Consider the following 25548-nt stretch of genomic DNA (forward strand, 5'->3'; position numbering starts at 1 on the left):
TTCCTGGCATGAGCATTCTCGGTTGGATCATCCTGGGCCTGCTGGCCGGAGCCATCGCCAAGCTGCTGCTGCCGGGCCGCGACCCGGGCGGCTTCCTCGGCACGACCCTGATCGGCATCGCCGGCGCGTTCCTCGGCGGCTGGATCTCGTCACGCTGGCTGGACCACCCGGTCTCCAAGCACTTCTACGACGGTGCGACCTGGGCGGCCGCGATCGGCGGCTCGCTGGTGCTGCTGATCCTGTACCGGGTGATCTTCGGCAACTCGCGGGACTAGCGCCTTTTACGGGTCAGTCCTCAGAGCGGCGCTCACTGCGATGCGTGCCGCGAGCCAGCTCCTGAAGGATCTCGTGCTCGGACCGCCGCGTCGTACGCGCCAGCGTGTGCAGCAGCGCCGCGCACAGCGCCGCCGTACCGTCCAGCAGCGTGTCCGTCGCCCCGGGTTCCTCCTGCTTCCGCTCCTTCAGATACTCCGTCAGGAGCTCCTCCCCGGAGACATAGGCAGTCATGAACTCGATACCGGTCCGCACACGGTCGTAGTCACTGCTCATGCCGGAACGATCGCACATACCGGGCCCCGCCGCCGGGGAAGCCGGGGCGGGGCGGGGTGCGCGGCCGGTACTACCGGTAGTTCACGAACTGGAGCGCGAAGTCGAAGTCCTTGCCCTTGAGCAGGGCGATGATGGCCTGGAGGTCGTCGCGGCTCTTGGAGCTGACGCGCAGCTCCTCACCCTGGACCTGCGCCTTGACGCCCTTGGGACCCTCGTCGCGGATGATCTTCGCCACCTTCTTGGCGTTGTCCTGGGAGATGCCCTCCTCGATGGACGCGAAGATCTTGTACTCCTTGCCGGACAACTGGGGCTCGCCCGCGTCCAGCGCCTTCAGCGAGATGCCACGCTTGATCAGCTTGGACTCGAAGACGTCGAGCACGGCCTTCACCCGGTCCTCGGAGTTGGCCTCCATGAGGATCTTCTCGCCGGACCACGAGATCGAGGCGCCCACGCCCTTGAAGTCGTAGCGCTGCGAGATCTCCTTGGCGGTCTGGTTGAGGGCGTTGTCGACCTCCTGCCGCTCGACCTTCGAGACGATGTCGAAACTGGAGTCGGCCATGTCCTGTGGCTCCTTGCATCGGGGGCGGAACGGGTGCGGACCGTGCGCCGGGGCGCCGGCCGCCGAGCCCGGCATCCAGCCGGACCGCATCCGCCCCAGCCTAGCCACCCCCGGCCCCCGGGGACGGCGATCAACCGGGTGGCGGAGCACCCCCGCGCATCAGGTATTGTTTACGTCGTTGCCAGGGAGCACCGCCAAGGCGGACCCCCTTCCAACACCCCCCGGCGGTGTGCCCGAGCGGCCAAAGGGAGCAGACTGTAAATCTGCCGGCTTCGCCTTCCCAGGTTCGAATCCTGGCGCCGCCACACGGGAAACTCAGGGCCCGTGACCTGCTATCACAGCAGGTCACGGGCCCTGAGTCGTTGATCGCCGTTGATGAAGTGTGCCGACGCGGGCGCGCGGAGACCTGGGCGTTGGCCGCGTCGTCTCCGTCCTCGAGGAACTTGGCGTAGCCCCGGAAAGCACGCCCGCGCTCTCTGTGTCCACCTGACTTCACACCGGAGCTGAGCCAGGTGGACCCAACAGGGCCGCGCCTGCGGCAGTGCGTGGGTGGCTGCATCAGAGCTTCCCTCGCGCCCGCCGCGCGCCGGGCGTTTTGTTCGCCAGCATTCGCCACCCTCGGACCACCGCGTGCGCTACCGGAGCGCGCGTTAGGTTGCGATGGGTCCGGAACATCTCTCTCCCTGTGCGCCCGCCTCACCTGGCGGGCCCCAACCCCGTTGGGAACATTGATAGATGGGAGCTCGGATCAGATGGAGCGATCGACACGGCGAAAGCGTTGCCAGGGGCGAAGCCAGTTACCGGACTGGATTCAAATGGCAGCGCTGGTCCTCACGGCGGTCACTGCCATTGCGGGGTGCGTGGAGCACTTCATGTAATGCGCCATAGGTGGTCCGGACGGCTGGTTGGGCGACAAGCGAGCCCGGCCGCTTGCTGTACGGCCGGACTCGCCTGAAGCCCCGCGCGTGGGCCTGGCTCCGGGATGCGACCTGGAGCCAGGCCCTGCGCGTGACGCGGAGCCTTTTCGGCTCTACGACGAGGAAACCCCAAACCAACCTGAGCATCAAGGGGCCGGGAAACTTTCATGATCCAAAAGGGTGGCGAAAGCCGTGGCGATCCGGGGTGCATTGCCATGGCGCGATGCAGTTTCAGCGAAGATCGTTTAAAACCTGCTGATCGGCGGCTTGCGCGGGGTGGCGAAATCTGGCGGATCGCGATGCCAGCTGTTGGGCGGGTCGGAAGGGTGCAGCCCCATACGCAAGTAACGGGGAAGGTAAGCAGTCACGGTGTGGCCCGCACGTGCGGTGACCGTCTGCGACGCCATCCCCTACCTGAGCCGGGCGGGCCGCGTGGCGTCATTAACTGGCATCTCACCGCATCAGCGGCCTGCAACCAGGCAGTGAGAGCCCGGCCGCAGGCCTTGATCCTGCGACAACTTGCTCAGGCCGGGTGGTCGCCCTGCTGCCAGAACGGTGTCATCCCAACTCGTACTTCCTGATCCGCTGGTGTGCGCTCGAAGGTGCTGGGGTGGGTGCGGTAGACGCAGTCGATGCCGTAGCGGTGGAGCAGAGCCAGATCCTGATCGGCCGGGCGGGTGGGGAACAGGGCCGTGAGCAGAGTGGCCGGCTCCGGCGTGTGGGGGGCGTAGTCGAGAAGCTGCGCGAGCGCCTCGCGTACGAATCGGCGCGTACTGGCTCGTTTCGCTTCCACGACCTCGCTGCCATCAGGCCTGGGCACGTGGAGATCGGTGATGCCGGCCGGCGTGCGAAGCCGCTGAGGCTGCTCGATGCCAAGTGACTTGGCGTACTCCTGCAGGAGGAGGGCCTCGGTCCGGTTGACCACGAGTTCGCGCTCCGCGAGCACGTATCGCGTTGTCGGAGTGTGCAGAGCTTCGCCGTCCACGATGGCTGTATGGGTCCGGAGTGCGCGAGCGGCCGGCTCCTGCAGCGCGCTGGCGTCTGCGATTTCCGCCTGTGTCTCGATCCCCAAGCCTTGGAGAATCGTTTCAGCCTTCTCTGAATCCAGTATGCGCAAGCCCATGAAGTTGTCCCCGGCGTTGAAGCCGGGCAGGGCCCACACCTCCTCATACGGGATCTCGCTGGAAGTGAAGGAGAGGAGGCTGTAAACGTTGTGCCAGCTGCCCTTTACTGGGTCCTCGGACCACATGCTGTTGGCGAATGACGCGTTGCGAAACAAGGCGCCTATTTCGCCTATGCCGCGTATGTGTTTCTTTCCAGTGAAAAGGACCACATCTCCTGGACGGAGGCGGTCCATCTTCGCGTCCTGAACCTGAGTCGCGCCCCAGAATCGCGCCGTGCCGCCAGGATGGAACTCATCGAGCTGCCTGCGCTGAGCCGACGTCAGAAGGTCCGCCCGTTGGTGAGTTCTGAAGTCGACGAGGCTGTCGAGAGTGTCCTTCCAGTGTCGGCGGGCGGCGGCATTGCCGTATGAGGGCTGGATGACGACGAGTGGCACGAAAACCCCCTGAGCGTGAATGGGGATCAAGCATGCCACTCAGTGCTGATGGAAAGACGCCGGGGTGGAGGGAGGCAGCAGTGCCTATTTTCGGAGGGTTTGGGAATTCCGGCCACCTCTGGTCGCAGACCTGTGGTCACGCCTCCAGATCCATCCGCAGGCGTTCCGCCAAGGCGGACAAGGGCTCCTCCGAGGACGGGATCACGGCTCGCAGGGTCAGCAGCACCGTGTGGAGTTCGTGGAGCTGGCCCGGGTTGGGGTGGGCGTGCAGGAAGGTGGTGAGGTGGGTCTCGGCGTCGGGCCAGGCGGACAGCAGGCAGTGGGTGAGGACCAGGTTGCCCAGGGCCGCGACCCGATGGCGGTCGTCGACGCCTGAGTCGGCGGAGCAGAGGTCGATCGAGCGACGGCACTCGGCCTCGTACGCCCGGTCACCGGACAGGAAGAGTGCCACTGCCCTCTCGTAGTGCGCCCAGCCGTCCTCCGGGTGGATCTCGATCGCGCGGGTGAGATCCGCCAGAGCCTCCTCGACGTGCCCCAGCAGCCGGTGGGTGACGCCACGGTTGGTGAGGGAGAAGAGACTCGTGGGGGCGAGTTCGACGGCTCGGTCGAAGTGGGCGAGTGCCTCGTCGTGCCGGCCTGAGAGGCGCAGGGCATAGCCGCGTTCCGCGTGGAGCATCGCACCGGTCGGGTCCAGGTCGATCGCCCGGGCAAGGTCCGCGATGGCCTCGTCCCATCGTCCGAGCGCGCGGTGCGAGCGGCTGCGGGAGAGGAAATACCACGCTTTGGGATTGAGCTCGATGACGCGCGTGTAATCGGCTATGGCGTCCTCGTAACACCCCATCGCATGCCGGCACTGGGCCCGATTGACGAGGGGCCAGGTGTCTTCCGGGCTGAGTTCGACGGCGCGACCGTAATCGGTCAACGCCTTCTCGTATTCCTTGAGATCCCGGTGCAGGTTCCCCCGGTTGGTCAGGGCCCATGCGTACGCGGGGTCGATCTCCAGGGCGCGCGTGTAGTCGGCCAGCGCCTCCTCGTGGCGCCCCGTCGCGTGGTACGTCTGGCCGCGGCTGACGTACGCCCACTTGTACTCCGGGTCGATCTCGATCGCGCGATGGTGGTCGGCCAGCGCCTCCTCGTACCGCTTCAGTTCCCGGTAGATGATTCCGCGATTCGTCACGGCCCACGCGTACGCCGGGTCGACCTCGATGGCGCGGGTGTAATCGGCCAGCGCCTCCTGGCTCCTTTCCAACTGCCGATACGTCTGGCCGCGGCTCGCCAGGGACCACGCGTCGTCGGGGTCGAGTTCGATGGCCCGGTCGAAATCGGCGAGCGCTTCCGTGTAGCGCTGGGCCATACGGAAGGTCTCACCGCGGTACTTGATGCTCCATTTGTTGCCGGGCTCGATCTCGATGGCGCGGTCGAAGTCGGCGAGCGCCGCCTCGTACCGGCCCATGGCCAGACAGGTCTGGCCGCGGCTGCGGATGGCCCAGGGCATCGTGGGATCGAGCTCGATGGCCCGGTCGAGGTCGGTGAGCGCCTCCTCGTACCGCCGCGCCCGGCGAAGGGCCTCGCCGCGCCCCCGGATGGCGCGGGGCGTCGGATCGAGCTCGATCGCCCGGGTGTACTCGGTGACCGACTGCTCGTACTCCCCGTCCCGGCGGCTCTCCCAGCCCCGGATCGTGTGCACGAGGCTCTGGCCCGAGGCGTCCAGGTTGGCTCGGGAGAGGAGCAGCGTCAGGACCGCCGCACCGGGGTGCGGCTCGTCCAGGGCGGCGGCGACGTCCTGGCCCCACTTCCGTACGAGCGGCGCGTCCGCGTCCTGGCCGGCCCGCGACAGGGTCTGGGCCCACCGGCGCAGGGTGGTGATGTCGTGGTCGTAGGCGTCGACCAGTTCGCGGAGTGCGGCGGGCAGGGCGGCGTGCTGGTCGGCGCAGAGCCGGTGGTAGGTCTCCTGGAGCTTGTGGCCCCGCCAGCGCTCGTCTTCCCACGGGTCGTCGGAGAGGTCCCTCTCCAGTTCGCGGCACCGCTGCCGGAACGCCTCCGCCAGGGCGCTGTGCTGCTCCTTCCAGCGCTGCGGGGACTGCTGACGCTGGAGGCGGAGCATCGCCGAGCGCACCACGTCGTGGTAGTGCCCGCGGCCGGCGCGGTGGATGAAGAAGGGGCGGGTGCGGAGCCAACTGAACTCCTCGCGCGCGTGCTCGTCCGCCACCACCGTGCGGTAGACGTCCTCGTCCACCTCCTGCGGCAGCGCACATGCCAGGGCGGCGGCCCGACGGGCCGGGTTCGTCTCCCACTTGAGGAATCGCTCCACGGCCGTGTCGCTGGGGTCGCCCACTTCCGTGACGCTGGAGGGATGGGCGTCCGCCAGGGTCGAGACCAGGACGGGCAGCCGCCCCGACAGCTCCAGGATCGCCTCGACCACCTTGTCGTCGGTGATCTCCTTGGCCGCCAGGAGCTGACGGGCCTCCGTGTCGGTGAACACCTCCAGCGGCAGGTCGGTGACCAGGTCGAGCCAGTCGCCCCAGCACTGGGCGTCCAGTTGGGGCTGCCCCGCCAGCACGACCAGCACGTTGGCGGGCATCTGCCCGTACCGCTCGGTCACCAGGATGTCGCGCAGCCACGCGTCCAGCAGTGGCCCGGTGCGTTCGTAGGTGTCGAAGAAGAGCACGAGCCACGGCCGTCGCGCGGCGGCCTCCGTCAGGCCCTTGAGGAAGACGGGGGTGAGTACCTGAAGGGGTGACAGGACGAGTTGGACGTCCTCGGGGCTGCGCAGGCGGTTGCTCAGCAGCGCCTTGAACCGGTCGGCCCCCGCGGCGACCTGGTTCGGGTCGACGGCACCGGTGAAGGCGCCCACGCCGGGGATCATGCCCAGCCCGACGAGCGCCAGTTGCGAGCCGATCACGCTGGACGGGGACGGCGCCGGCTGCTCGTTGCCCTGGCCGGGCTCCGCCGCGCCGGCGAGCATCTCGCCCGCGCTCGTACTCGCTTCGTGCCGGCGCTGACGATAGGTGGACAGGAGCTTGTCGAACGCCTTGAGTTCCCCGCCCTGTTGCGAGACCTGGGCGCTGATCGACTCCATGGCCTCGATGGCGTCGGCCACCGACTCGTCGACGTAGGCGGTGACGGCCGACGCCTCGCGAGCCGCCGACTCCAACTGCCTGACCAGGGTGGACTTCCCCACACCGGCCGGGCCGTGGATGTGGAAGAGGAAGTTGGCCGCCTCGTCGGGCGGCTGGCGCAGGGCCTCCTCGAAGGCGGCCTGCTCCTGCCGGCGCCCCACCAGGCTGCTCCGGCGGCGCCTCCGGATCAGCTCCTGCCGGGAAATCCCCCGCCCCGTCACCGGCAACCCCCTCGCAGTGGCCCGACGCGTCGTCCGTCCCATGCTCTCCCACGCCGGGCCCGCTGTCTCCGGGTCGGACCACGACGACAACCGGCGCGGACCCCCCAGAAGGGTCCGCGCCGGTCGTGGTGAGTCCGGGCCCGCCCGTCAGGGCGCCGGATCAGCGGCGGTGCTGACCCCGGCCGTCGTGGCCGCGGTTGTCGTCGTCGCGGTGGTTGCGCTCGCCCCACGTCACGGTGTCCACCACGCGGCGGGAGTCGTTGCGGAGGGTGGCGGTGTCGCGGCGGTTGTCCCAGACGTAGGTGCGGCGGTCCTGGAAGAGGTCGCGGGCGGTGTCGCGGCCGACGCCGGTGTGGACGCGGACGGTCTGGTGGGCGCCGAGGCTGAAGTGGCGGAAGGTGTAGGTGACCCCGCGCCGGTTCTCCGACAGCCTCCAGCCGTCGAGGTTCACGCGCTGACGGGAGTTGTTGGTGACCTCAACCCACTCGTTGTTGAGGGAGCGGTTGGAGCCGTTGTCCACGCCGGGGGAGTCGTACTGCACGCGGCTGATCTCGACGTTCTCGCGCTGAGAGCGGTCCGCGGCGGTGGCCGGCAGGGCCGCCGCTCCGACCAGCGCCCCGGCAGCGAGAGCGGCGGCGGCCAGGCGACGGGCGGTCACGGAAGACGAAGTCACAGGATCTCCTGCTAGGTGCGGGCACCCGCCCACGGGACGACCGGGGCGGAAAACGTGCGGTGTGCGGATGGCGACCTGCTGGCCGCGCAGACACCACTTTGGCCGGATGCGGAGGAGATGTGGTGGAAACGTGAACCGTGTTACCGATCGACCATGTTTCCGTGACTCTTGGCTGTAACGTCCATTCATAGGAAGAATGCACCAAGTTGACGCCCCGAAAGGGACAGAACCCTTGTGATCACTGGGCCGAGTCCTCACTTCGCCAGGTCACGCCACCCCGGCCATCCCGGAGGCGTCACCCGAAAGTGAGTAACAGCCCTGTCAGACCCGCGGGGCACACTGGTCCCATGGCCCCCATGTCGTCGCGCCGCAGAACCTGTCCCGTGTGCCACCGCGAGATCGCCGTCGTCGCCGGCCGCTTCGCGCGCCACGACCCGCCCGGCGCGCGGGAGAGCCAGGAGATGGTGTCCTGCGCGGGCTCCCGGCAGCACGCTCAGATCGGCGCGGCCCAGCCCACGCTGGACGGCTACGTCGTCCCCGACTTCCCCGGCCAGCTCCCGCTGTTCTGAGACAACCTGCGCCCCCCTCAGTTCCCCGCGACCGCCTTCACCGCGACCGCCACCGGCACCGACCCCTCGATCAGCTCGAGCGTCAGCCCCGCCGTCGACGACGACTCCACCAGGTCCGCCAGCACCGCCGCCACGTCGTCCCGCGCGACCTGTCCCCGCCCGGTGTGTGCCGCCAGCTTCACCAGGCCCGTGCCCGGCTCGTCCGTCAGCGAACCGGGGCGCAGAATCGTCCAGTCGAGGGCGTCCTGCGCGGTGACGTACGCGTCGGCCTCGCCCTTGGCCCGCTGGTACACGTCGAAGACCTCGGTACCGGTGTTGTCCGGGTCCGCGCCCATCGAGGACACCACCACGAACCGGCGCACCCCGGCCCGCACCGCCGCGTCGGCGAACAGCACCGCCGCGCCCTTGTCCACCGTCTCCTTGCGCTCGGTACCGCTGCCCGGACCGGCGCCCGCCGCGAACACGGCGGCGTCGGCGCCCCTGAGCGCCTCCGCGACCTCCTCCACCGACGCGGACTCCAGGTCCAGCAGGACCGGGTCGGCACCGGCCGCCCGCAGCTCCGCCGCCTGTTCCGGCTTGCGGATGATGCCCGCGACCTCGTCCCCGCGCGCCGAGAGCAGCCGCTCCAGCCGCAGCGCGATCTGACCATGACCTCCGGCGATGACAATGCGCATGACTACGACCGTACGCCCGCCGCGACCCATCCGCCCCACGAGCCCGCCCCGCCCGGAGAACGTCCCCCCTCAGGACCACGGCGCACGACGGCAACCGGGGGCGCACACGGCACCCACCCGTGCCACAAGTGGGCCAACTCCCCGTAGATAAAACGCTGTTACGACAGCCTCTTGCGGCCCTGCCGGGGCAGCCCCAGCTCCGCCTCGGCCGCCGAGTTGCAGTACTCCCGCACCGCGCTGGTCCGGGCCACCACCCGCCCCCGGTGCACGACGATCCTGCTGTACGCCAGCGACAGCGCCCCCGCCAGCTCCTCCCCGCGCACCGCCAGCAGCTCCGCCGGGAACCCCGCCTCCACCCGCACCTCCGGCAGCCCCAGCACCGCCCGCGCCGACGCGCTGACCGTGTCGTAGGCGTCGGCCGGGCGCATCCCGTGCACGGAGGCCAGGAGGTACGCCGCCTCCAGGGGGTCGCCCCGGCCCACCGGGTTGGCCAGGTCCCGCAGGGCGCCGCTGCCCGCCGCGACGCGCACCCCGGCCGCGCGCAGCAGCCGTACCGGCGCGGTGCCCCGGCGGTCGGTGCCGGCGCAGCCGCCCTGGGGGAGGCAGACCACCGCGATCCCGGCGGCCGCGAGCCGGTCCGCGACGCGGTGCGCGGTCTCGGCGGGCAGGTGGGCCAGCGCCGCGCACGGGCCGAGGGCCACGCCGGGACGCAGACCCCCCGCCATCGCCGCGAGCCGGGACAGCCGGGCCGAGTCCGCCGCGTCGGTGTGCAGATCGACCGGGCAGCCCTGCTCGGCGGCCACCTCCAGCACCGTCTCCACATAGCCGATGGGGTCGGGGTCCAGGTCGGGGCAGCCGCCCACCACGTCGGCGCCCATCTTCACCGCGTCCCGCAGCATCGCCAGGCCGTCCGCGCCGGCCACCCCGGTCAGCAGCCTCGGCATCGCCACCGTGGTCAGCTCCGCGAGCCCGCGCAGCGAACGGCGGGCCTGGAGCACCGCCTCCAGCGTGCCGAGCCCCTGTACGTCGCCGATCCGCACCTGCGCCCGTACCGCCGTCGCGCCGTGGCCGAGCTGGAGCAGGGTCGCCTCGGTCACTCTGCGTGCAATTTCCTCGGGGGTGGCCGAGGGCGGGCCGGGGGGTTCGGCGGTGAGGCAGGTGTCGCCGTGGGCGTGCGGCTCGGCGGGGGCGGGGAGCAGCAGGTAGCCGCGCAGATCCACGCGGGGGGCGCCGGCGCGGGCCGGGCCGCGGGCCAGGGTGCCCGCCGTGCCGACCGCCTCGATACGGCCGCCGCCCAGCCGTACGTCCACCGTCCGCCCGTCGGTGAGGCGCGCCCCGCACAGCACGAGGGCGCCCTGGTCGGGGGCGGGTTGCGGCTGTTGCTGACTGTCGGGCATCGGGCGCTCGGACTCCAGGAGGCGGGGGACACGGAGCAAGATCACGCAGAGTGTCCGAGCGTAGGGTCGGCGGCCGCGCGGACCGCGGAGGAGGGCAATAGTCGTACCGGCGTGGCACGGGGCTTCCGGGGGTGCCGGAGCGGCCTCAGGGGCGGGCGGGACGGCCCGCGATGGGCGCCCGGATACGGATTTGGGCGATCGGCGGCGGACCGTGTAATGTCTTCCTCGCTCGCCCCAATAGCTCAGTCGGCAGAGCGTCTCCATGGTAAGGAGAAGGTCAACGGTTCGATTCCGTTTTGGGGCTCTGGTGTGAGAGGTACCCGTCGCAAGACGGGTTCCGATCTCATCAAAGCGGTGTAGCTCAGTCGGTAGAGCAAGCGGCTCATAATCGCTGTGTCACCGGTTCAAGTCCGGTCACCGCTACTGACAGTAGCCGATTGCGGGGTCGGTCCTTCGATCGGCTACTCTTACATGCGTTGAACTAGCCCATCCGTTCGTCCTAGGAGCACTCACGTGGCTGCCACCGACGTCCGCCCGAAGATCACGCTGGCCTGCGTGGAGTGCAAGGAGCGGAACTACATCACCAAGAAGAACCGGCGTAACAACCCGGACCGTCTTGAGATGAAGAAGCACTGCCCGCGTTGCAATGCGCACACCGCGCACCGCGAAACGCGATAAATCAGGCTCGTACTTGAGGCCGCCCCCAGCAGTATGGGGGGCGGCCTCAAGTCGTTTTTCCCCTTGCACTCACTCCGCTAGACCAGGAGGTACCGGGCCCATGGCGCTCGACCAGTCCTTCGTGGGGCGTACCTACCCGCCCACCGAGCCCTACGAGGTGGGCCGGGAGAAGATCCGCGAGTTCGCCGAGGCCGTCGGCGACACCAACCCGGCGTACCGCGACCCGGAAGCCGCCAAGGCGTACGGGCACGCCGATGTGATCGCCCCGCCGACCTTCGTGTTCTCCATCACCTTCCGCGCCGCCGGACAGGTCGTCGAGGACCCCCAGCTCGGGCTGGACTACAGCCGCGTGGTGCACGGCGATCAGAAGTTCGCCTACACCCGCCCGGTGCGCGCCGGTGACCGGCTCACCGTCACCTCCACCATCGAGGCGATCAAGTCCATGGCGGGCAACGACATCCTGGACATCCGGGGTGAGGTGCACGACGCGTCCGGCGCACACGTGGTGACCGCCTGGACCAAGCTGGTGGCCCGCGCGGCCGAGGAGGTCTGAGCAGCGATGACCGCGAAGATCGCGTACGACGACGTCGAGGTCGGCACCGAACTCCCGGCGCAGACCTTCCCCGTGACCCGCGCCACCCTGGTGCGCTACGCGGGCGCCTCCGGGGACTTCAACCCCATCCACTACAACGAGCGGTTCGCCAAGGAGGTGGGCCTGCCGGACGTCATCGCACACGGCATGTTCACCATGGCCGAGGCGATCCGCGTCGTCACCGACTGGACCGGTGACCCGGCCGCCGTCGTGGAGTACGGCGTCCGCTTCACCAAGCCGGTCGTCGTGCCCGACGACGACAAGGGCGCGCTGATCGAGGTCTCGGCCAAGGTCGCGGCCAAGCTGGACGACAACACCGTCCGCGTCGACCTCACCGCGACCTGCGCCGGCCTGAAGGTGCTCGGCATGTCCCGGGCGGTCGTACGGCTGGCCTGACCCAAGGCGGCAGAAGTAAGGGGCGTCCGCAATGGCGGGCGCCCCTTACCGTTTCCCCCGACCCGTAGTCTTGCCTCCGTGCACGTACTCCACGACGCCCCCCTGGCCCCGCTGACCACCTTCCGGCTGGGCGGACCCGCGACCCGGCTGGTCACCGCCACCACCGACGCCGAGGTGATCGCCGCCGTCCGCGAGGCCGACGACAGCGGGACCCCGCTGCTGATCATCGGCGGCGGCTCCAACCTGGTCATCGGCGACAAGGGCTTCGACGGCACCGCCCTGCGCATCGCCACCCGAGGCGTCGAACTGCGCGACACCACCCTGGAACTGGCCGCCGGCGAGGTCTGGACCGACGCCGTCGCCCGCACCGTCGAGGCCGGGCTCGCCGGCATCGAGTGCCTGGCCGGCATCCCCGGCTCGGCCGGCGCCACCCCGATCCAGAACGTCGGCGCGTACGGCCAGGAGGTCTCCTCCACCATCACCGAGGTGACCGCCTACGACCGCCGCGCGGGCGAGACCGTCACGCTCACCGGCGAGGAGTGCGCCTTCTCCTACCGCCACAGCCGCTTCAAGGCCGACCCCGAGCGCTACGTCGTGCTCCGCGTCCGCTTCGAGCTTCAGGACGCGGCCGGCCTGTCGGCGCCGGTCCGGTACGCGGAGACCGCGCGCGTCCTCGGCGTCGAGCCCGGCGACCGGGTGCCGCTGGCCGACGCCCGCGAGACCGTGCTGCGGCTGCGCGCGGGCAAGGGCATGGTCCTGGACCCCGAGGACCACGACACCTGGTCCGCCGGGTCCTTCTTCACCAACCCGATCCTGGACGAGGAGCGCTTCGCCGCCTTCCAGGACCGGGTGCGCGAACACCTCGGCCCGGACGCCGTACCGCCCGCCTACCCGGCGGGGGAGGGGCGCACGAAGACCTCCGCGGCCTGGCTGATCGACAAGGCCGGCTTCACCAAGGGGTACGGCACCGGCCCCGCGCGCATCTCCACCAAGCACACCCTGGCCCTCACCAACCGGGGCGAGGCCACCACCGAGGACCTCCTCGCGCTGGCCCGCGAGGTCGTCGCCGGGGTCCAGGACGTCTTCGGCGTGACGCTGGTCAACGAGCCGGTGACGGTCGGCGTCAGCCTCTAGTACGTCTAGTACGCCACCCCGACGCCCTGCCGGACCGTCGCCGGATCGCCGATCGCCGCCAGCATCGCGTGTGCCACGTCCGCGCGGCCGATCGCCCGGCCGGCACGCGGGAAGCCGCCCACAACCGTGCGGTAGCGGCCGGTCAGGGGCCTCTCCAGCAGGCGCGGTGGGCGTACCGAGGTCCACTCGGCGGTGCTGCGGGCCAGTTCCGCCTCCGTCTCGCGCAGGTCGGCGTAGACGTCCTTGAGGACGGCCGACACCACGGACCGCAGCGCGCGGTCCAGCGGGCCGTCGTCCGCCGGGGCCGGGCCCACCGGGGCGGCGCTGACGATCACCAGCCGGCGCACGTCCTCCGCCGCCATCGCGGCCAGCACCGCGCGGGTCAGCCGGGCCGTCACCCCCGCCGCCTTGCGGGACCGCGCCCCCAGCCCCGACAGGACCGCGTCCCGGCCCGCGACGGCGCCGCGCAGCGCCTCCGGGTCGGACAGGTCGGCCCGCACCACGTGCAGCCGCTCGCCGGTGACGGTGAGCCGGGCGGGGTCCCGCACGACGGCCGTCACCTCGTGCCCGGCGTCCAGGGCCTGCCGGACGATCTCGCCGCCGACCCCGCCGGTGGCGCCGAACACGGTCAGCCTCATGCGCTCACCGGCTCGGTCAGCCACTGGTCGACGCCGGCCAGCAGACGTTCCTTCGTCTCCGTGGGCGCCGCCGAGCCGCGCACCGACTGGCGTGCCAGTTCGGCGAGTTCGGCATCGGTGAAGGCGTGGTGGTGGCGGGCGATCTCGTACTGGGCGGCCAGCCGGGAGCCGAAGAGGAGGGGGTCGTCGGCGCCGAGGGCCAGCGGGACACCGCTTTCGAACAGAGTGCGCAGGGGGACGTCCTCGGGCTTCTCGTAGACGCCGAGCGCCACGTTGGAGGCCGGGCAGACCTCGCAGGTGATGCCCCGGTCAGCCAGCCGCTTCAGCAGGCGCGGGTCCTCCGCCGCGCGCACCCCGTGCCCGATCCGGGTGGCGTGCAGGTCGTCCAGGCAGTCCCGCACCGACGCCGGGCCGGTCAGCTCACCGCCGTGCGGCGCCGACAGCAGGCCGCCCTCGCGGGCGATGTGGAAGGCCCGGTCGAAGTCGCGGGCCATGCCGCGCCGCTCGTCGTTGGAGAGGCCGAAGCCGACGATGCCCCGGTCCGCGTACCGCACCGCCAGCCGGGCCAGGGTGCGGGCGTCCAGCGGGTGCTTCATCCGGTTCGCGGCCACCAGCACCCGCATCCCGAGCCCGGTGTCGCGCGAGGCGGTGTCCACCGCGTCCAGGATGATCTCCAGCGCCGGGATCAGCCCGCCCAGCCGGGGGGCGTACGAGGTCGGGTCGACCTGGATCTCCAGCCAGCCCGAGCCGTCCCGGACGTCCTCCTCGGCGGCCTCCCGGACCAGCCGCTGGATGTCCTCGGGCTCCCGCACGCAACTGCGCGCCGCGTCGTACAGCCGCTGGAAGCGGAACCAGCCGCGCTCGTCGGTGGCCCGGAGTTTCGGCGGTTCGCCGCTGGTCAGGGCCTCGATCAGGGTCTCGGGCAGCCGTACGCCGTATTTGTCGGCCAGCTCCAGGACGGTGCCGGGGCGCATCGAGCCGGTGAAGTGCAGATGCAGATGGGCCTTGGGAAGCTCCGAGAGATCACGTACACGCTCCATCCAGAGATCCTGCCGCACCGGGAGGCCACACCGGTAGCCGGTTCCCCTTTCGTGGTCTTGCTCGCACACAGAAGCGGGGCCCAGCCCACTCTCAAGAGCAGTCTGGGCCCCGCTTCACCGGCGATCTCAGTCGCGGGCCTCCGCCAGCAGCTTCTGCATCCGGCTGACGCCCTCGATCAGGTCCTCGTCACCCAGCGCGTAGGACAGCCGCAGGTAGCCCGGCGTGCCGAACGCCTCACCGGGGACCACCGCGACCTCGGCCTCCTCCAGGATCAGCGCGGCCAGCTCGACCGTGGTCTGGGGCCGCTTGCCCCGGATCTCCTTGCCCAGGAGGTCCTTCACCGACGGGTAGACGTAGAAGGCGCCCTCGGGCTCCGGGCACAGCACGCCGTCGATCTCGTTCAGCATCCGCACGATCGTCCGGCGGCGCCGGTCGAACGCCTCGCGCATCTCCGCCACGGCCTTCAGGTCGCCGGAGACGGCGGCCAGCGCGGCGGCCTGCGCCACGTTGGAGACGTTGGAGGTGGCGTGCGACTGGAGGTTGGTCGCGGCCTTGACCACGTCCTTGGGGCCGATGACCCAGCCCACCCGCCAGCCGGTCATGGCGTACGTCTTGGCGACCCCGTTGACCACGATGCACTTGTCCCGCAGCTCGGGCAGGATCGCGGGGAGCGAGGTGAAGGTGGCGTCGCCGTAGACCAGGTGCTCGTAGATCTCGTCGGTCAGCACCCACAGGCCGTGCTCGACGGCCCAGCGGCCGATGGCCTCGGCCTCGGACTCGCTGTAGACCGCGCCGGTCGGGTTGGACGGCGAGACGAAGAGGACGACCTTCGTCTTCTCCGTGCGGGCCGCCTCAAGCTGCTCGACGGTGACGCGGTAGCCGGTGGTCTCGTCGGCCACGACCTCCACCGGGACACCGCCCGCGAGCCGGATCGACTCCGGGTACGTGGTCCAGTACGGGGCCGGGACGATGACCTCGTCGCCCGGGTCGAGGATCGCGGCGAACGCCTCGTAGATGGCCTGCTTGCCGCCGTTGGTCACCAGGATCTGCGAGGCGTCGACCTCGTAGCCCGAGTCCCGCAGGGTCTTGGCGGCGATGGCCGCCTTCAGCTCGGGCAGGCCGCCGGCCGGGGTGTAGCGGTGGAACTTCGGGTTCCGGCAAGCCTCTACGGCCGCCTCGACGATGTAGTCCGGGGTCGGGAAGTCGGGTTCACCGGCGCCGAAGCCGATCACCGGACGCCCGGCGGCCTTGAGGGCCTTGGCCTTGGCGTCCACGGCGAGGGTGGCGGACTCGGAGATCGCGCCGACTCGGGCGGAGACCCGGCGCTCGGTGGGAGGGGTTGCAGCGCTCATACGCCCATCGTTCCAGACCGGAAACACGGTGGGCACACGGGTTTCACAGACTGAACAGCAGCGGGCGGCCGGCGGAACAAGGGTCCGAATACGCGCTGCGGCCTGGACGATCTTCCACTCCGGGCGCCCGGCCGGGCACTTTCTGTTCGACGCCGGGCCGTGGAGCACGTACACTCATCCCTCGTTGGCCTCCAGCAGCCACCGCGTGAGCGCTCCAGACGGAGCGGTCGGGCGGATGCGGTAGGTTGGGGGACACCAAAGGGTCGTAGCTCAATTGGTAGAGCACCGGTCTCCAAAACCGGCGGTTGGGGGTTCAAGTCCCTCCGGCCCTGCTACACACACCGCCAGGATGTGTGCGCATGTACGTACAGCAATGCACCGCCGTGCGGCTCTGAATTCACCGGGCGCGGCACGGCCACGATTCCGGGATCAGGTGAGGACGCATGACGGACGCCGTGGGCTCCATCGACACGCCTGATGCCCAGGACGAGCTGTCGGATGCCAAGAAGCCCCGCAAGGGCGGCAAGCGTGCCAAGAAGGGCCCGCTGAAGCGTCTTGCCACTTTTTACCGCCAGATCATCGCGGAACTCCGCAAGGTCGTCTGGCCGACCCGCAATCAGTTGACGTCGTACACGACCGTCGTGATCGTCTTCGTCGTCATCATGATTGGCTTGGTCACCGTGATTGACTATGGCCTCAACCACGCGGCCAAGTACGTCTTCGGCTGAGCCAAGAGCGAAGGGCGCCGTGGTACCGGCGCCTTTTTTCGCATGTTCCACCCCTATGTATCCAGGAAGAAGCAGCCATCGTGTCTGACCCGAACCTGAACGACGCCACCGAGCCTCGCCGTGAAACCGCCGAGGCGGTGGACGCCGAGCTCGACACCGTCGAGGGCGCGGACGAGCAGGACGAGTTCGAGGCTGCCGAAGCGGTCACCGAGGCCGACGAGGACGTCGTCGAGACCGACGCCGCCGACGAGACGGACGAGGCCGGCGACGTCGTCGAGGCCGAGGAAGCCGTCGAGGTCGTCGAGGAGGAGCCGGCCGAGCCGGTCGACCCCATCGCCGCGCTCCGCGAGGAGCTGCGCACGCTGCCCGGCGAGTGGTACGTCATCCACACCTACGCGGGTTACGAGAACCGCGTGAAGACGAACCTGGAGCAGCGCGCCGTTTCGCTGAACGTCGAGGACTACATCTTCCAGGCCGAGGTGCCGCAGGAAGAGGTCGTCCAGATCAAGAACGGCGACCGCAAGACGATCAAGCAGAACAAGCTGCCGGGCTACGTCCTGGTCCGCATGGACCTGACGAACGAGTCCTGGGGCGTCGTCCGCAACACCCCCGGCGTCACCGGCTTCGTGGGCAACGCCTACGACCCGTACCCGCTGACCCTGGACGAGATCGTCAAGATGCTCGCCCCGGAGGCCGAGGAGAAGGCCGCCCGCGAGGCCGCCGAGGCCGAGGGCAAGCCCGCCCCGCAGCGCAAGGTCGAGGTCCAGGTGCTGGACTTCGAGGTCGGCGACTCGGTCACCGTCACCGACGGCCCCTTCGCCACCCTCCAGGCCACGATCAACGAGATCAACGCCGACTCGAAGAAGGTCAAGGGCCTTGTCGAGATCTTCGGCCGCGAGACCCCGGTCGAGCTGAGCTTCGACCAGATCCAGAAGAACTAGTTTTTCTGGTCACACGCTTCCGTGCAGGTCAGACGGGCTCTTAGAGCGCGTCTGACCTGCACGGTTTTTAGCCGCACATCTATACCCGCTATCGTTGTGCGGTATGCCTGCGTCCGGGTTGGTCCCCTTACGCGGGCAGGACCCGAATCGAAAGGACCCGGAGAGCTATGCCTCCCAAGAAGAAGAAGGTCACGGGGCTCATCAAGCTCCAGATCAACGCCGGTGCGGCGAACCCGGCTCCGCCGGTCGGCCCCGCGCTCGGTCAGCACGGCGTCAACATCATGGAGTTCTGCAAGGCCTACAACGCCGCGACCGAGTCGCAGCGTGGCTGGGTCATCCCGGTGGAGATCACGGTCTACGAGGACCGTTCCTTCACCTTCGTGACCAAGACTCCGCCGGCCGCGAAGATGATCCTCAAGGCCGCTGGTGTCGAGAAGGGCTCCGGCGAGCCGCACAAGACCAAGGTCGCGAAGATCACCGACGCGCAGGTCCGCGAGATCGCCACCACGAAGATGCCCGACCTCAACGCCAATGACCTGGACGCCGCGGCGAAGATCATCGCCGGTACCGCGCGTTCCATGGGCATCACGGTCGAGGGCTGAGCCCCACCTTCGTAGTTCCCTGCGGCTGCCGAACGGGCGGTCGCACGTGGTAGGGCCTGCTCGGCCCGTACACCACGACTCCTTTTCAGAACACACAGGAGCAAGTTGTGAGCAAGCGCAGCAAGGCTCTCCGCGCTGCGGACGCCAAGATCGACCGGGAGAAGCTGTACGCCCCGCTCGAGGCCGTCCGTCTCGCCAAGGAGACCTCCACGACCAAGTTCGACGGCACCGTCGAGGTCGCCTTCCGCCTGGGTGTCGACCCGCGCAAGGCCGACCAGATGGTCCGTGGCACCGTGAACCTCCCGCACGGCACTGGTAAGACCGCTCGGGTCCTGGTCTTCGCGACCGGTGACCGTGCCGAGGCCGCGCGTGCCGCCGGCGCCGACATCGTCGGTGCCGACGAGCTGATCGACGAGGTGGCGAAGGGCCGGCTGGACTTCGACGCCGTCGTCGCCACCCCGGACCTCATGGGCAAGGTCGGCCGCCTCGGCCGCGTCCTCGGCCCGCGTGGTCTGATGCCGAACCCGAAGACCGGCACCGTGACCCCGGACGTGGCCAAGGCCGTGACCGAGATCAAGGGCGGCAAGATCGAGTTCCGCGTCGACAAGCACTCGAACCTGCACTTCATCATCGGCAAGACGTCGTTCGACGACGACAAGCTGGTGGAGAACTACGGCGCCGCGCTGGAGGAGATCCTCCGCCTGAAGCCGTCCGCCGCCAAGGGCCGCTACATCAAGAAGGCCGCCATCAGCACCACGATGGGCCCCGGCATCCTGGTGGACCAGAACCGCACCCGCAACCTCCTCGTCGAGGAGGACCCGGCCGCCGTCTGAGCCTTCGCTCACCGGTAGCCGCGTCTGCGACGCGTGATGCAGGTCGAGGACCCCGCACCCCTTCCGGGTGCGGGGTCCTCCCCTTTTCCGCTTTTCCGCCTCTCCTCCCGGCCGGGCGCACCCCTGGGTTACGGTGCGGACAGGCGCGTACAGGGGTGGGGGACCGGATGAGGAGCACGAACGTCCGCCGGGCGGGGTTCGCGGCGATGGCGCTGGCGCTGTCCACCCCGGCCGCGTGCGGCGACGCCCACGACGACGGCAAGGCCCGCTCACTGACCGCCCTGCGCTCCGCCGAGCGCTCCACCGACCGCGCCGAGTCGGTCCGGGTGCGCTCCACGCTCAGCTATGGCACGGCCCTCTCCCTGTCCTCCGACGGCGCCCTGCGCTGGCACGACGGGGTCACCGGCCACCTCACCATCCGCTACACCGGCGGCGCCCTCGCGGCCGCGATGCGCAAGGCCGGCACCCCGTCCCTGAAGGCCCGCTATCTCCCGGACGCCTACTACGCGCGCATGAGCGACACCTTCGCCAAGCGGGCCGGCGGCCGGCACTGGATCAAGTACGGGTACGCCGACCTGGCGCGCGGCGGGGACGGCTTCGGGATGTATCTGAAGGACCAGATGCGCAACACCACCCCCAACCAGTCGGTGAAGATGCTGCTGGCCTCCGGGGACGTGCGCCGGGTCGGCACCGAGCGGGTCCAGGGCGTGACGGCCGCGCACTACCGGGGCCGGGTCCGGGTCGCCGACCTGGCGGGCCGGGACAGCGGGCTCAGCGCGCGCGAGCTGGCCGGGCTGAAGCGACAGCTCGACCAGGCCGGGGTGACGACGGAGACCGTCGACCTGTGGATCGACCACCGGAATCTGCTGGTCAAGAAGGTGGAGCGGGCGGACACCGCCCAGGGCAGCCTGGTCAGCACCGCCTACTACCGCGACTACGGCGTCCGTATCTCCGCCGAGGCGCCCCCGGCCTCCGACACCCGTGACTTCACCGAGCTGGCCCGCTCGCAGGGCGGCGCCGCAGGCCGCTGAGCACCGGATTTGCCCGTCGGTGCCCGAGTCACGTACTCTCCTCGAGAAGCCAAAGACCGCTGGTCGTTGCCGCACGCTCACCTGAGGGTGTGGTGGCCGAAGGACCTACTGCAAAGTGGGCGACCCGCGCAGGTGTCAGTGGAAGAACTCCCGGAGCAGACGCGCTCACGCGTAAGCGCCCGGTCGAGTCCGCCCCAAGCGCCTGCGCCGGGGCGTTTCGTTTTTCCCAGTCTCCTCCTTCGGGTCCGCGCGGTCAGAATCACCCGGAAGGAGGCCGAGGCTCTATGGCGAGGCCCGACAAGGCTGCCGCAGTGTCCGAGTTGACGGAAGCGTTCCGCAACTCCACCGCTGCCGTGCTTACCGAGTACCGCGGTCTCACCGTGGCGCAGGTCAAGACCCTGCGCCGGTCGCTCGGTGAGAACGCCAAGTACGCCGTGGTGAAGAACACGCTGACCAAGATTGCGGCCAACGAGGCCGGGATCACCACGCTGGACGACCTGTTCAACGGTCCGACGGCTGTCGCCTTCGTCACCGGTGACCCGGTGGAGTCGGCGAAGGGTCTCCGTGACTTCGCCAAGGACAACCCGAATCTCGTCATCAAGGGCGGTGTCCTTGACGGCAAGGCGCTGTCCGCCGACGAGATCAAGAAGCTTGCGGACCTCGAGTCCCGCGAGGTTCTGCTCAGCAAGCTGGCCGGTGCCTTCAAGGGCAAGCAGTCCCAGGCTGCTCAGCTCTTCCAGGCGCTGCCCTCGAAGCTCGTCCGCACCGTGGACGCGCTCCGTGCCAAGCAGGCCGAGCAGGGCGGTGCCGAGTAATTCGGCTCGCTTTCTGACCCTCGCCGCATGAGGCGGCCGGGGTCGCAGCGGGCCGACGTACGCCCGCCACATCCAGTACATACGGCACCCGCCGATCGAGTGGAAGGACCGCCATCATGGCGAAGCTCACCCAGGACGAGCTGCTTGCCCAGTTCGAGGAGATGACCCTCATCGAGCTCTCCGAGTTCGTGAAGGCCTTCGAGGAGAAGTTCGACGTCACCGCCGCCGCCGCGGTCGCCGTGGCCGGCCCGGCCGCCCCCGGCGCCCCGGCCGAGGCTGCCGAGGAGCAGGACGAGTTCGACGTCGTCCTCACCGGCGCCGGCGAGAAGAAGATCCAGGTCATCAAGGTCGTGCGCGAGCTGACCTCCCTGGGTCTGAAGGAGGCCAAGGACCTCGTCGACGGCACCCCGAAGCCGGTCCTCGAGAAGGTCACCAAGGAGGCCGCGGAGAAGGCTGCCGAGTCCCTCAAGGCCGCCGGCGCCTCCGTCGAGGTCAAGTAACACCTCACGGGGTTCCGCGAACCTCGCACGCGTGACCGCGGCCTTCTGAGGCTGTAACGCGAACGCACCGAAGAGCGATCATCCATCCGGGTGGTCGCTCTTCGGCGTATCCGCAGGGGGACCACGGTTGCCTTGCACTCGTCGTGGCGAGGGGTATGGTGATCTTCGTTGTGTCTCCGGAAGGCCCCGTTCCGGCTGGGGGGCCTTGACGAACCGCACGCAGCGCGCAATTCTCAGGACGCGTCGTCACAACGATCCGAATCCGAGGCATGGATCGACGGCGAAGAGGGCAGGATCATCCTGCGTCGAGGGCAACAGGCCGAGGGCGTCGAAGAACGAGGGCGTTGAGAAAAACGAGGGTCTCCGAAACCGGGACTGGACATCAGTGTGCCAAGTGGCTACACTGACCCTTTGCGCTGCCTGTTAGCTGTCCCCTGCCCGTCACCAGGGGTCTGCCCTCACTGAGAGAGGGACCGGTACGCGCGTAGTGAGTCCGAGCCCTCGGAAGGACCCCCTCTTGGCCGCCTCGCGCACTGCCTCGACCGCGAATACGAACAACGGCGCCAGCACCGCCCCGCTGCGCATCTCCTTTGCAAAGATCAAGGAGCCCCTCGAGGTTCCGAACCTTCTTGCGCTCCAGACCGAGAGCTTCGACTGGCTGCTCGGCAACGACGCCTGGAAGGCTCGCGTCGAGAAGGCTCTCGAGAACGGTCAGGACGTTCCCACCAAGTCCGGTCTGGAGGAGATCTTCGAGGAGATCTCCCCGATCGAGGACTTCTCCGGGTCGATGTCGCTGACGTTCCGCGACCACCGCTTCGAGCCGCCGAAGAACTCCATCGACGAGTGCAAGGACCGCGACTTCACGTACGCCGCGCCGCTCTTCGTCACCGCCGAGTTCACCAACAACGAGACCGGCGAGATCAAGTCCCAGACCGTCTTCATGGGCGACTTCCCGCTCATGACGAACAAGGGCACCTTCGTCATCAACGGCACCGAGCGTGTCGTGGTGTCGCAGCTCGTCCGCTCGCCGGGTGTCTACTTCGACTCCTCCATCGACAAGACGTCCGACAAGGACATCTTCTCCGCCAAGATCATCCCGTCCCGGGGTGCCTGGCTGGAGATGGAGATCGACAAGCGCGACATGGTCGGTGTCCGCATCGACCGCAAGCGCAAGCAGTCGGTCACCGTTCTGCTCAAGGCGCTCGGCTGGACGACCGAGCAGATCCTCGAGGAGTTCGGCGAGTACGAGTCCATGCGCGCCACCCTGGAGAAGGACCACACCCAGGGCCAGGACGACGCGCTGCTCGACATCTACCGCAAGCTGCGTCCGGGCGAGCCGCCGACCCGTGAGGCCGCGCAGACGCTGCTCGAGAACCTCTACTTCAACCCCAAGCGCTACGACCTCGCCAAGGTCGGCCGCTACAAGGTGAACAAGAAGCTCGGCGCCGACGCCCCGCTCAACGCGGGTGTGCTCACCACCGAGGACGTCATCTCGACGATCAAGTACCTGGTCAAGCTGCACGCCGGTGAGACCGAGACGGTCGGCGACAGCGGCCAGTCGATCGTCGTCGAGACCGACGACATCGACCACTTCGGCAACCGCCGCCTGCGCAGCGTCGGTGAGCTGATCCAGAACCAGGTCCGTACGGGTCTCGCCCGTATGGAGCGGGTCGTGCGCGAGCGCATGACCACTCAGGACGTCGAGGCGATCACGCCGCAGACCCTGATCAACATCCGGCCGGTCGTCGCCTCCATCAAGGAGTTCTTCGGCACCAGCCAGCTCTCGCAGTTCATGGACCAGAACAACCCGCTGTCGGGTCTCACCCACAAGCGCCGTCTGTCGGCTCTTGGTCCGGGTGGTCTCTCCCGTGAGCGGGCCGGCTTCGAGGTCCGTGACGTGCACCCCTCGCACTACGGCCGCATGTGCCCGATCGAGACGCCCGAAGGCCCGAACATCGGTCTGATCGGCTCGCTCGCCTCCTACGGCCGGGTCAACGCGTTCGGTTTCGTCGAGACCCCGTACCGCAAGGTCGTCGACGGCCAGGTCACCGACGAGGTGGACTACCTGACCGCCGACGAGGAGGACCGCTTCGTCATCGCGCAGGCCAACGCCACGCTCAACGACGACATGCGGTTCGAGGAGGCCCGCGTCCTGGTCCGCCGTCGTGGCGGAGAGGTCGACTACGTCCCCGGTGACGACGTCGACTACATGGACGTGTCGCCGCGCCAGATGGTGTCCGTCGCCACCGCGATGATCCCGTTCCTCGAGCACGACGACGCCAACCGTGCCCTCATGGGCGCGAACATGATGCGCCAGGCCGTGCCGCTCATCAAGAGCGAGGCCCCGCTCGTCGGCACCGGCATGGAGTACCGCTCCGCCGTCGACGCCGGCGACGTGGTCAAGGCCGAGAAGGCGGGTGTGGTCCAGGAGGTCTCCGCGGACTACGTCACCACCGCCAACGACGACGGCACGTACATCACGTACCGCCTGCACAAGTTCTCGCGCTCCAACCAGGGCACGTCGGTCAACCAGAAGGTCATCGTCAACGAGGGCGACCGGATCATCGAAGGCCAGGTCCTGGCCGACGGTCCGGCCACCGAGAACGGCGAGATGGCCCTGGGCAAGAACCTGCTCGTGGCGTTCATGCCGTGGGAGGGTCACAACTACGAGGACGCGATCATCCTGTCGCAGCGCCTCGTGCAGGACGACGTCCTCTCCTCGATCCACATCGAGGAGCACGAGGTCGACGCCCGTGACACCAAGCTCGGCCCCGAGGAGATCACCCGGGACATCCCGAACGTCTCCGAGGAGGTCCTGGCCGACCTCGACGAGCGCGGCATCATCCGCATCGGCGCCGAGGTCACCGCGGGCGACATCCTCGTCGGCAAGGTCACGCCCAAGGGTGAGACCGAGCTGACGCCGGAGGAGCGCCTGCTGCGCGCGATCTTCGGTGAGAAGGCCCGCGAGGTCCGCGACACCTCCCTGAAGGTGCCGCACGGCGAGACCGGCAAGATCATCGGTGTCCGCGTCTTCGACCGCGAGGAGGGCGACGAGCTGCCGCCGGGCGTCAACCAGCTCGTCCGCGTCTACGTCGCGCAGAAGCGCAAGATCACCGACGGTGACAAGCTCGCCGGCCGCCACGGCAACAAGGGCGTCATCTCCAAGATCCTGCCGATCGAGGACATGCCGTTCCTGGAGGACGGCACCCCGGTCGACATCATCCTCAACCCGCTGGGTGTCCCGTCCCGAATGAACCCGGGACAGGTCCTGGAGATCCACCTCGGCTGGCTCGCCAGCCGCGGCTGGGACGTCTCCGGCCTCGCGGAGGACTGGGCCGAGCGCCTGCAGGTGATCGGCGCCGACCAGGTCGACCCCGGCACCAACGTCGCCACCCCGGTGTTCGACGGCGCGCGCGAGGACGAGCTGGCGGGTCTGCTGCAGCACACCATCCCGAACCGGGACGGCGAGCGGATGGTGCAGCCGACCGGCAAGGCCCGGCTGTTCGACGGCCGCTCCGGTGAGCCGTTCCCGGACCCGATCTCCATCGGGTACATGTACATCCTCAAGCTCCACCACCTGGTCGACGACAAGCTGCACGCCCGCTCGACCGGTCCGTACTCGATGATCACCCAGCAGCCGCTGGGTGGTAAGGCCCAGTTCGGTGGCCAGCGCTTCGGTGAGATGGAGGTGTGGGCGCTGGAGGCTTACGGCGCCGCCTACGCCCTCCAGGAGCTGCTGACCATCAAGTCCGACGACGTGACCGGCCGCGTGAAGGTCTACGAGGCCATCGTCAAGGGCGAGAACATCCCCGAGCCCGGCATCCCCGAGTCCTTCAAGGTGCTCATCAAGGAGATGCAGTCGCTCTGCCTCAACGTGGAGGTGCTGTCCAGCGACGGCATGTCCATCGAGATGCGCGACACCGACGAGGACGTCTTCCGCGCTGCGGAGGAGCTCGGCATCGACCTGTCCCGGCGCGAGCCGAGCAGCGTCGAAGAGGTCTGACGGGAGTCCGGCGGGGTCCTCTCCCCGA

Annotated in this window: 24 protein-coding genes and 4 tRNA genes; 18 read left to right on the plus strand and 10 right to left on the minus strand. The window is 69.2% G+C overall.

What is annotated here, in order from left to right; translation table 11 throughout:
- Positions 1 to 8 precede the first annotated feature (8 nt).
- Complete coding sequence (locus tag E5083_RS00715) at positions 9 to 275, plus strand: GlsB/YeaQ/YmgE family stress response membrane protein (RefSeq protein ID WP_031180890.1); 267 nt, start codon at positions 9 to 11, stop codon at positions 273 to 275.
- A 13-nt stretch (positions 276 to 288) separates the two neighbouring features.
- Here E5083_RS00715 and E5083_RS00720 read toward each other — a convergent pair whose 3' ends face one another.
- Together E5083_RS00720 and E5083_RS00725 are read right to left on the minus strand one after the other, a co-directional pair.
- On the minus strand, positions 289 to 549 hold the full coding sequence (locus tag E5083_RS00720; RefSeq protein ID WP_135783669.1) for a hypothetical protein: 261 nt from the start codon (positions 547 to 549) through the stop codon (positions 289 to 291).
- Between the two features lie 70 nt (positions 550 to 619).
- A complete protein-coding gene (locus E5083_RS00725) occupies positions 620 to 1108 on the minus strand; it encodes a YajQ family cyclic di-GMP-binding protein (RefSeq protein ID WP_135783670.1) in 489 nt (162 codons plus the stop codon).
- A 223-nt stretch (positions 1109 to 1331) separates the two neighbouring features.
- Between E5083_RS00725 and E5083_RS00730 the strand changes: the two genes are divergently transcribed.
- A tRNA-Tyr gene (locus E5083_RS00730) sits at positions 1332 to 1413 on the plus strand.
- Positions 1414 to 2548: 1135 nt separating this feature from the next.
- Here the strand turns inward: E5083_RS00730 and E5083_RS31445 are convergent.
- The 3 genes from E5083_RS31445 to E5083_RS00745 form a co-directional block, all read right to left on the minus strand.
- Positions 2549 to 3583, minus strand: coding sequence for a hypothetical protein (locus E5083_RS31445; protein WP_208753899.1), 1035 nt, complete (start codon positions 3581 to 3583; stop codon positions 2549 to 2551).
- Between the two features lie 136 nt (positions 3584 to 3719).
- Positions 3720 to 6863, minus strand: coding sequence for an ATP-binding protein (locus E5083_RS00740; RefSeq protein ID WP_167513425.1), 3144 nt, complete (start codon positions 6861 to 6863; stop codon positions 3720 to 3722).
- Between the two features lie 220 nt (positions 6864 to 7083).
- On the minus strand, positions 7084 to 7581 hold the full coding sequence (locus tag E5083_RS00745) for a lamin tail domain-containing protein (RefSeq protein WP_425276689.1): 498 nt from the start codon (positions 7579 to 7581) through the stop codon (positions 7084 to 7086).
- A gap of 371 nt (positions 7582 to 7952) precedes the next feature.
- Between E5083_RS00745 and E5083_RS00750 the strand changes: the two genes are divergently transcribed.
- A complete protein-coding gene (locus E5083_RS00750; RefSeq protein WP_130331399.1) occupies positions 7953 to 8165 on the plus strand; it encodes a hypothetical protein in 213 nt (70 codons plus the stop codon).
- Positions 8166 to 8182: 17 nt separating this feature from the next.
- On the opposite strand, the gene E5083_RS00755 is transcribed toward E5083_RS00750, so the two are convergent.
- Together E5083_RS00755 and E5083_RS00760 are read right to left on the minus strand one after the other, a co-directional pair.
- Positions 8183 to 8839: an SDR family oxidoreductase gene (locus E5083_RS00755; RefSeq protein ID WP_135783673.1), complete on the minus strand. Its 657-nt coding sequence runs from the start codon at positions 8837 to 8839 to the stop codon at positions 8183 to 8185.
- A 158-nt stretch (positions 8840 to 8997) separates the two neighbouring features.
- Positions 8998 to 10236 (minus strand): amidohydrolase family protein, encoded by a 1239-nt coding sequence (locus tag E5083_RS00760; RefSeq protein WP_135784376.1) that lies wholly within the window; start codon positions 10234 to 10236, stop codon positions 8998 to 9000.
- Between the two features lie 231 nt (positions 10237 to 10467).
- Between E5083_RS00760 and E5083_RS00765 the strand changes: the two genes are divergently transcribed.
- The 6 genes from E5083_RS00765 (at position 10468) to E5083_RS00790 (ending at position 13036) form a co-directional block, all read left to right on the plus strand.
- Positions 10468 to 10540, plus strand: a tRNA-Thr gene (locus E5083_RS00765).
- A gap of 46 nt (positions 10541 to 10586) precedes the next feature.
- A tRNA-Met gene (locus tag E5083_RS00770) sits at positions 10587 to 10659 on the plus strand.
- Between the two features lie 90 nt (positions 10660 to 10749).
- Positions 10750 to 10914, plus strand: a complete 165-nt coding sequence (gene rpmG / locus E5083_RS00775; RefSeq protein WP_003948671.1) for a 50S ribosomal protein L33 — start codon at positions 10750 to 10752, stop codon at positions 10912 to 10914.
- Between the two features lie 100 nt (positions 10915 to 11014).
- Positions 11015 to 11467 carry a MaoC family dehydratase N-terminal domain-containing protein gene (locus tag E5083_RS00780; protein WP_135783674.1) on the plus strand — a complete coding sequence of 151 codons (453 nt, stop codon included), beginning with the start codon at positions 11015 to 11017 and terminating at the stop codon, positions 11465 to 11467.
- Positions 11468 to 11473: 6 nt separating this feature from the next.
- Positions 11474 to 11902 (plus strand): MaoC family dehydratase, encoded by a 429-nt coding sequence (locus E5083_RS00785; RefSeq protein ID WP_135783675.1) that lies wholly within the window; start codon positions 11474 to 11476, stop codon positions 11900 to 11902.
- 78 nt (positions 11903 to 11980) lie between these two features.
- The gene (locus E5083_RS00790; protein WP_135783676.1) at positions 11981 to 13036 is read left to right on the plus strand and encodes a UDP-N-acetylmuramate dehydrogenase; all 1056 of its coding nucleotides are present in this window, start codon (positions 11981 to 11983) and stop codon (positions 13034 to 13036) included.
- A 5-nt stretch (positions 13037 to 13041) separates the two neighbouring features.
- On the opposite strand, the gene E5083_RS00795 is transcribed toward E5083_RS00790, so the two are convergent.
- The 3 genes from E5083_RS00795 to E5083_RS00805 form a co-directional block, all read right to left on the minus strand.
- On the minus strand, positions 13042 to 13674 hold the full coding sequence (locus E5083_RS00795) for an NAD(P)-dependent oxidoreductase (protein ID WP_135783677.1): 633 nt from the start codon (positions 13672 to 13674) through the stop codon (positions 13042 to 13044).
- On the minus strand, positions 13671 to 14714 hold the full coding sequence (locus E5083_RS00800) for an adenosine deaminase (protein WP_135783678.1): 1044 nt from the start codon (positions 14712 to 14714) through the stop codon (positions 13671 to 13673). The genes E5083_RS00795 and E5083_RS00800 overlap by 4 nt, the downstream gene beginning before the upstream one ends.
- A gap of 126 nt (positions 14715 to 14840) precedes the next feature.
- Positions 14841 to 16067, minus strand: coding sequence for a pyridoxal phosphate-dependent aminotransferase (locus E5083_RS00805; RefSeq protein ID WP_135783679.1), 1227 nt, complete (start codon positions 16065 to 16067; stop codon positions 14841 to 14843).
- Between the two features lie 259 nt (positions 16068 to 16326).
- Between E5083_RS00805 and E5083_RS00810 the strand changes: the two genes are divergently transcribed.
- The 9 genes from E5083_RS00810 (at position 16327) to rpoB (ending at position 25520) form a co-directional block, all read left to right on the plus strand.
- Positions 16327 to 16399, plus strand: a tRNA-Trp gene (locus E5083_RS00810).
- Between the two features lie 111 nt (positions 16400 to 16510).
- Positions 16511 to 16795: a preprotein translocase subunit SecE gene (secE, locus tag E5083_RS00815; RefSeq protein WP_030811625.1), complete on the plus strand. Its 285-nt coding sequence runs from the start codon at positions 16511 to 16513 to the stop codon at positions 16793 to 16795.
- 80 nt (positions 16796 to 16875) lie between these two features.
- Entirely contained in the window at positions 16876 to 17736 is an 861-nt protein-coding gene (nusG, locus tag E5083_RS00820; protein ID WP_135783680.1) for a transcription termination/antitermination protein NusG, read from the plus strand.
- Positions 17737 to 17903: 167 nt separating this feature from the next.
- A complete protein-coding gene (gene rplK / locus E5083_RS00825) occupies positions 17904 to 18338 on the plus strand; it encodes a 50S ribosomal protein L11 (protein WP_030811629.1) in 435 nt (144 codons plus the stop codon).
- 107 nt (positions 18339 to 18445) lie between these two features.
- Positions 18446 to 19171, plus strand: a complete 726-nt coding sequence (rplA, locus tag E5083_RS00830; protein WP_031180875.1) for a 50S ribosomal protein L1 — start codon at positions 18446 to 18448, stop codon at positions 19169 to 19171.
- A gap of 167 nt (positions 19172 to 19338) precedes the next feature.
- Complete coding sequence (locus E5083_RS00835; RefSeq protein WP_135783681.1) at positions 19339 to 20202, plus strand: SCO4651 family lipoprotein; 864 nt, start codon at positions 19339 to 19341, stop codon at positions 20200 to 20202.
- 284 nt (positions 20203 to 20486) lie between these two features.
- Positions 20487 to 21017: a 50S ribosomal protein L10 gene (gene rplJ, locus E5083_RS00840; RefSeq protein ID WP_086689993.1), complete on the plus strand. Its 531-nt coding sequence runs from the start codon at positions 20487 to 20489 to the stop codon at positions 21015 to 21017.
- Positions 21018 to 21133: 116 nt separating this feature from the next.
- Positions 21134 to 21517 carry a 50S ribosomal protein L7/L12 gene (rplL, locus tag E5083_RS00845; RefSeq protein ID WP_031180872.1) on the plus strand — a complete coding sequence of 128 codons (384 nt, stop codon included), beginning with the start codon at positions 21134 to 21136 and terminating at the stop codon, positions 21515 to 21517.
- A gap of 517 nt (positions 21518 to 22034) precedes the next feature.
- The gene (gene rpoB, locus E5083_RS00850; RefSeq protein WP_135783682.1) at positions 22035 to 25520 is read left to right on the plus strand and encodes a DNA-directed RNA polymerase subunit beta; all 3486 of its coding nucleotides are present in this window, start codon (positions 22035 to 22037) and stop codon (positions 25518 to 25520) included.
- The last annotated feature ends 28 nt before the right edge of the window (positions 25521 to 25548 follow it).

Source organism: Streptomyces bauhiniae (assembly GCF_004784475.1).
In the GTDB taxonomy this organism is placed as follows: Bacteria; Actinomycetota; Actinomycetes; order Streptomycetales; family Streptomycetaceae; genus Streptomyces; species Streptomyces seoulensis.

Coding starts and splice junctions, on each gene's coding strand:
- E5083_RS00715 (WP_031180890.1), top strand. CDS start 9: ATGAGCATTCTCGGTTGGATCATCCTGGGCCTGCTGGCCGGAGCCATC.
- E5083_RS00720 (WP_135783669.1), bottom strand. CDS start 549: ATGAGCAGTGACTACGACCGTGTGCGGACCGGTATCGAGTTCATGACT.
- E5083_RS00725 (WP_135783670.1), bottom strand. CDS start 1,108: ATGGCCGACTCCAGTTTCGACATCGTCTCGAAGGTCGAGCGGCAGGAG.
- E5083_RS00750 (WP_130331399.1), top strand. CDS start 7,953: ATGTCGTCGCGCCGCAGAACCTGTCCCGTGTGCCACCGCGAGATCGCC.
- E5083_RS00755 (WP_135783673.1), bottom strand. CDS start 8,839: ATGCGCATTGTCATCGCCGGAGGTCATGGTCAGATCGCGCTGCGGCTG.
- E5083_RS00760 (WP_135784376.1), bottom strand. CDS start 10,236: ATGCCCGACAGTCAGCAACAGCCGCAACCCGCCCCCGACCAGGGCGCC.
- E5083_RS00780 (WP_135783674.1), top strand. CDS start 11,015: ATGGCGCTCGACCAGTCCTTCGTGGGGCGTACCTACCCGCCCACCGAG.
- E5083_RS00785 (WP_135783675.1), top strand. CDS start 11,474: ATGACCGCGAAGATCGCGTACGACGACGTCGAGGTCGGCACCGAACTC.
- E5083_RS00795 (WP_135783677.1), bottom strand. CDS start 13,674: ATGAGGCTGACCGTGTTCGGCGCCACCGGCGGGGTCGGCGGCGAGATC.
- E5083_RS00800 (WP_135783678.1), bottom strand. CDS start 14,714: ATGGAGCGTGTACGTGATCTCTCGGAGCTTCCCAAGGCCCATCTGCAT.
- E5083_RS00805 (WP_135783679.1), bottom strand. CDS start 16,067: ATGAGCGCTGCAACCCCTCCCACCGAGCGCCGGGTCTCCGCCCGAGTC.
- secE (WP_030811625.1), top strand. CDS start 16,511: ATGACGGACGCCGTGGGCTCCATCGACACGCCTGATGCCCAGGACGAG.
- rplK (WP_030811629.1), top strand. CDS start 17,904: ATGCCTCCCAAGAAGAAGAAGGTCACGGGGCTCATCAAGCTCCAGATC.
- E5083_RS00835 (WP_135783681.1), top strand. CDS start 19,339: ATGAGGAGCACGAACGTCCGCCGGGCGGGGTTCGCGGCGATGGCGCTG.
- rplJ (WP_086689993.1), top strand. CDS start 20,487: ATGGCGAGGCCCGACAAGGCTGCCGCAGTGTCCGAGTTGACGGAAGCG.
- rplL (WP_031180872.1), top strand. CDS start 21,134: ATGGCGAAGCTCACCCAGGACGAGCTGCTTGCCCAGTTCGAGGAGATG.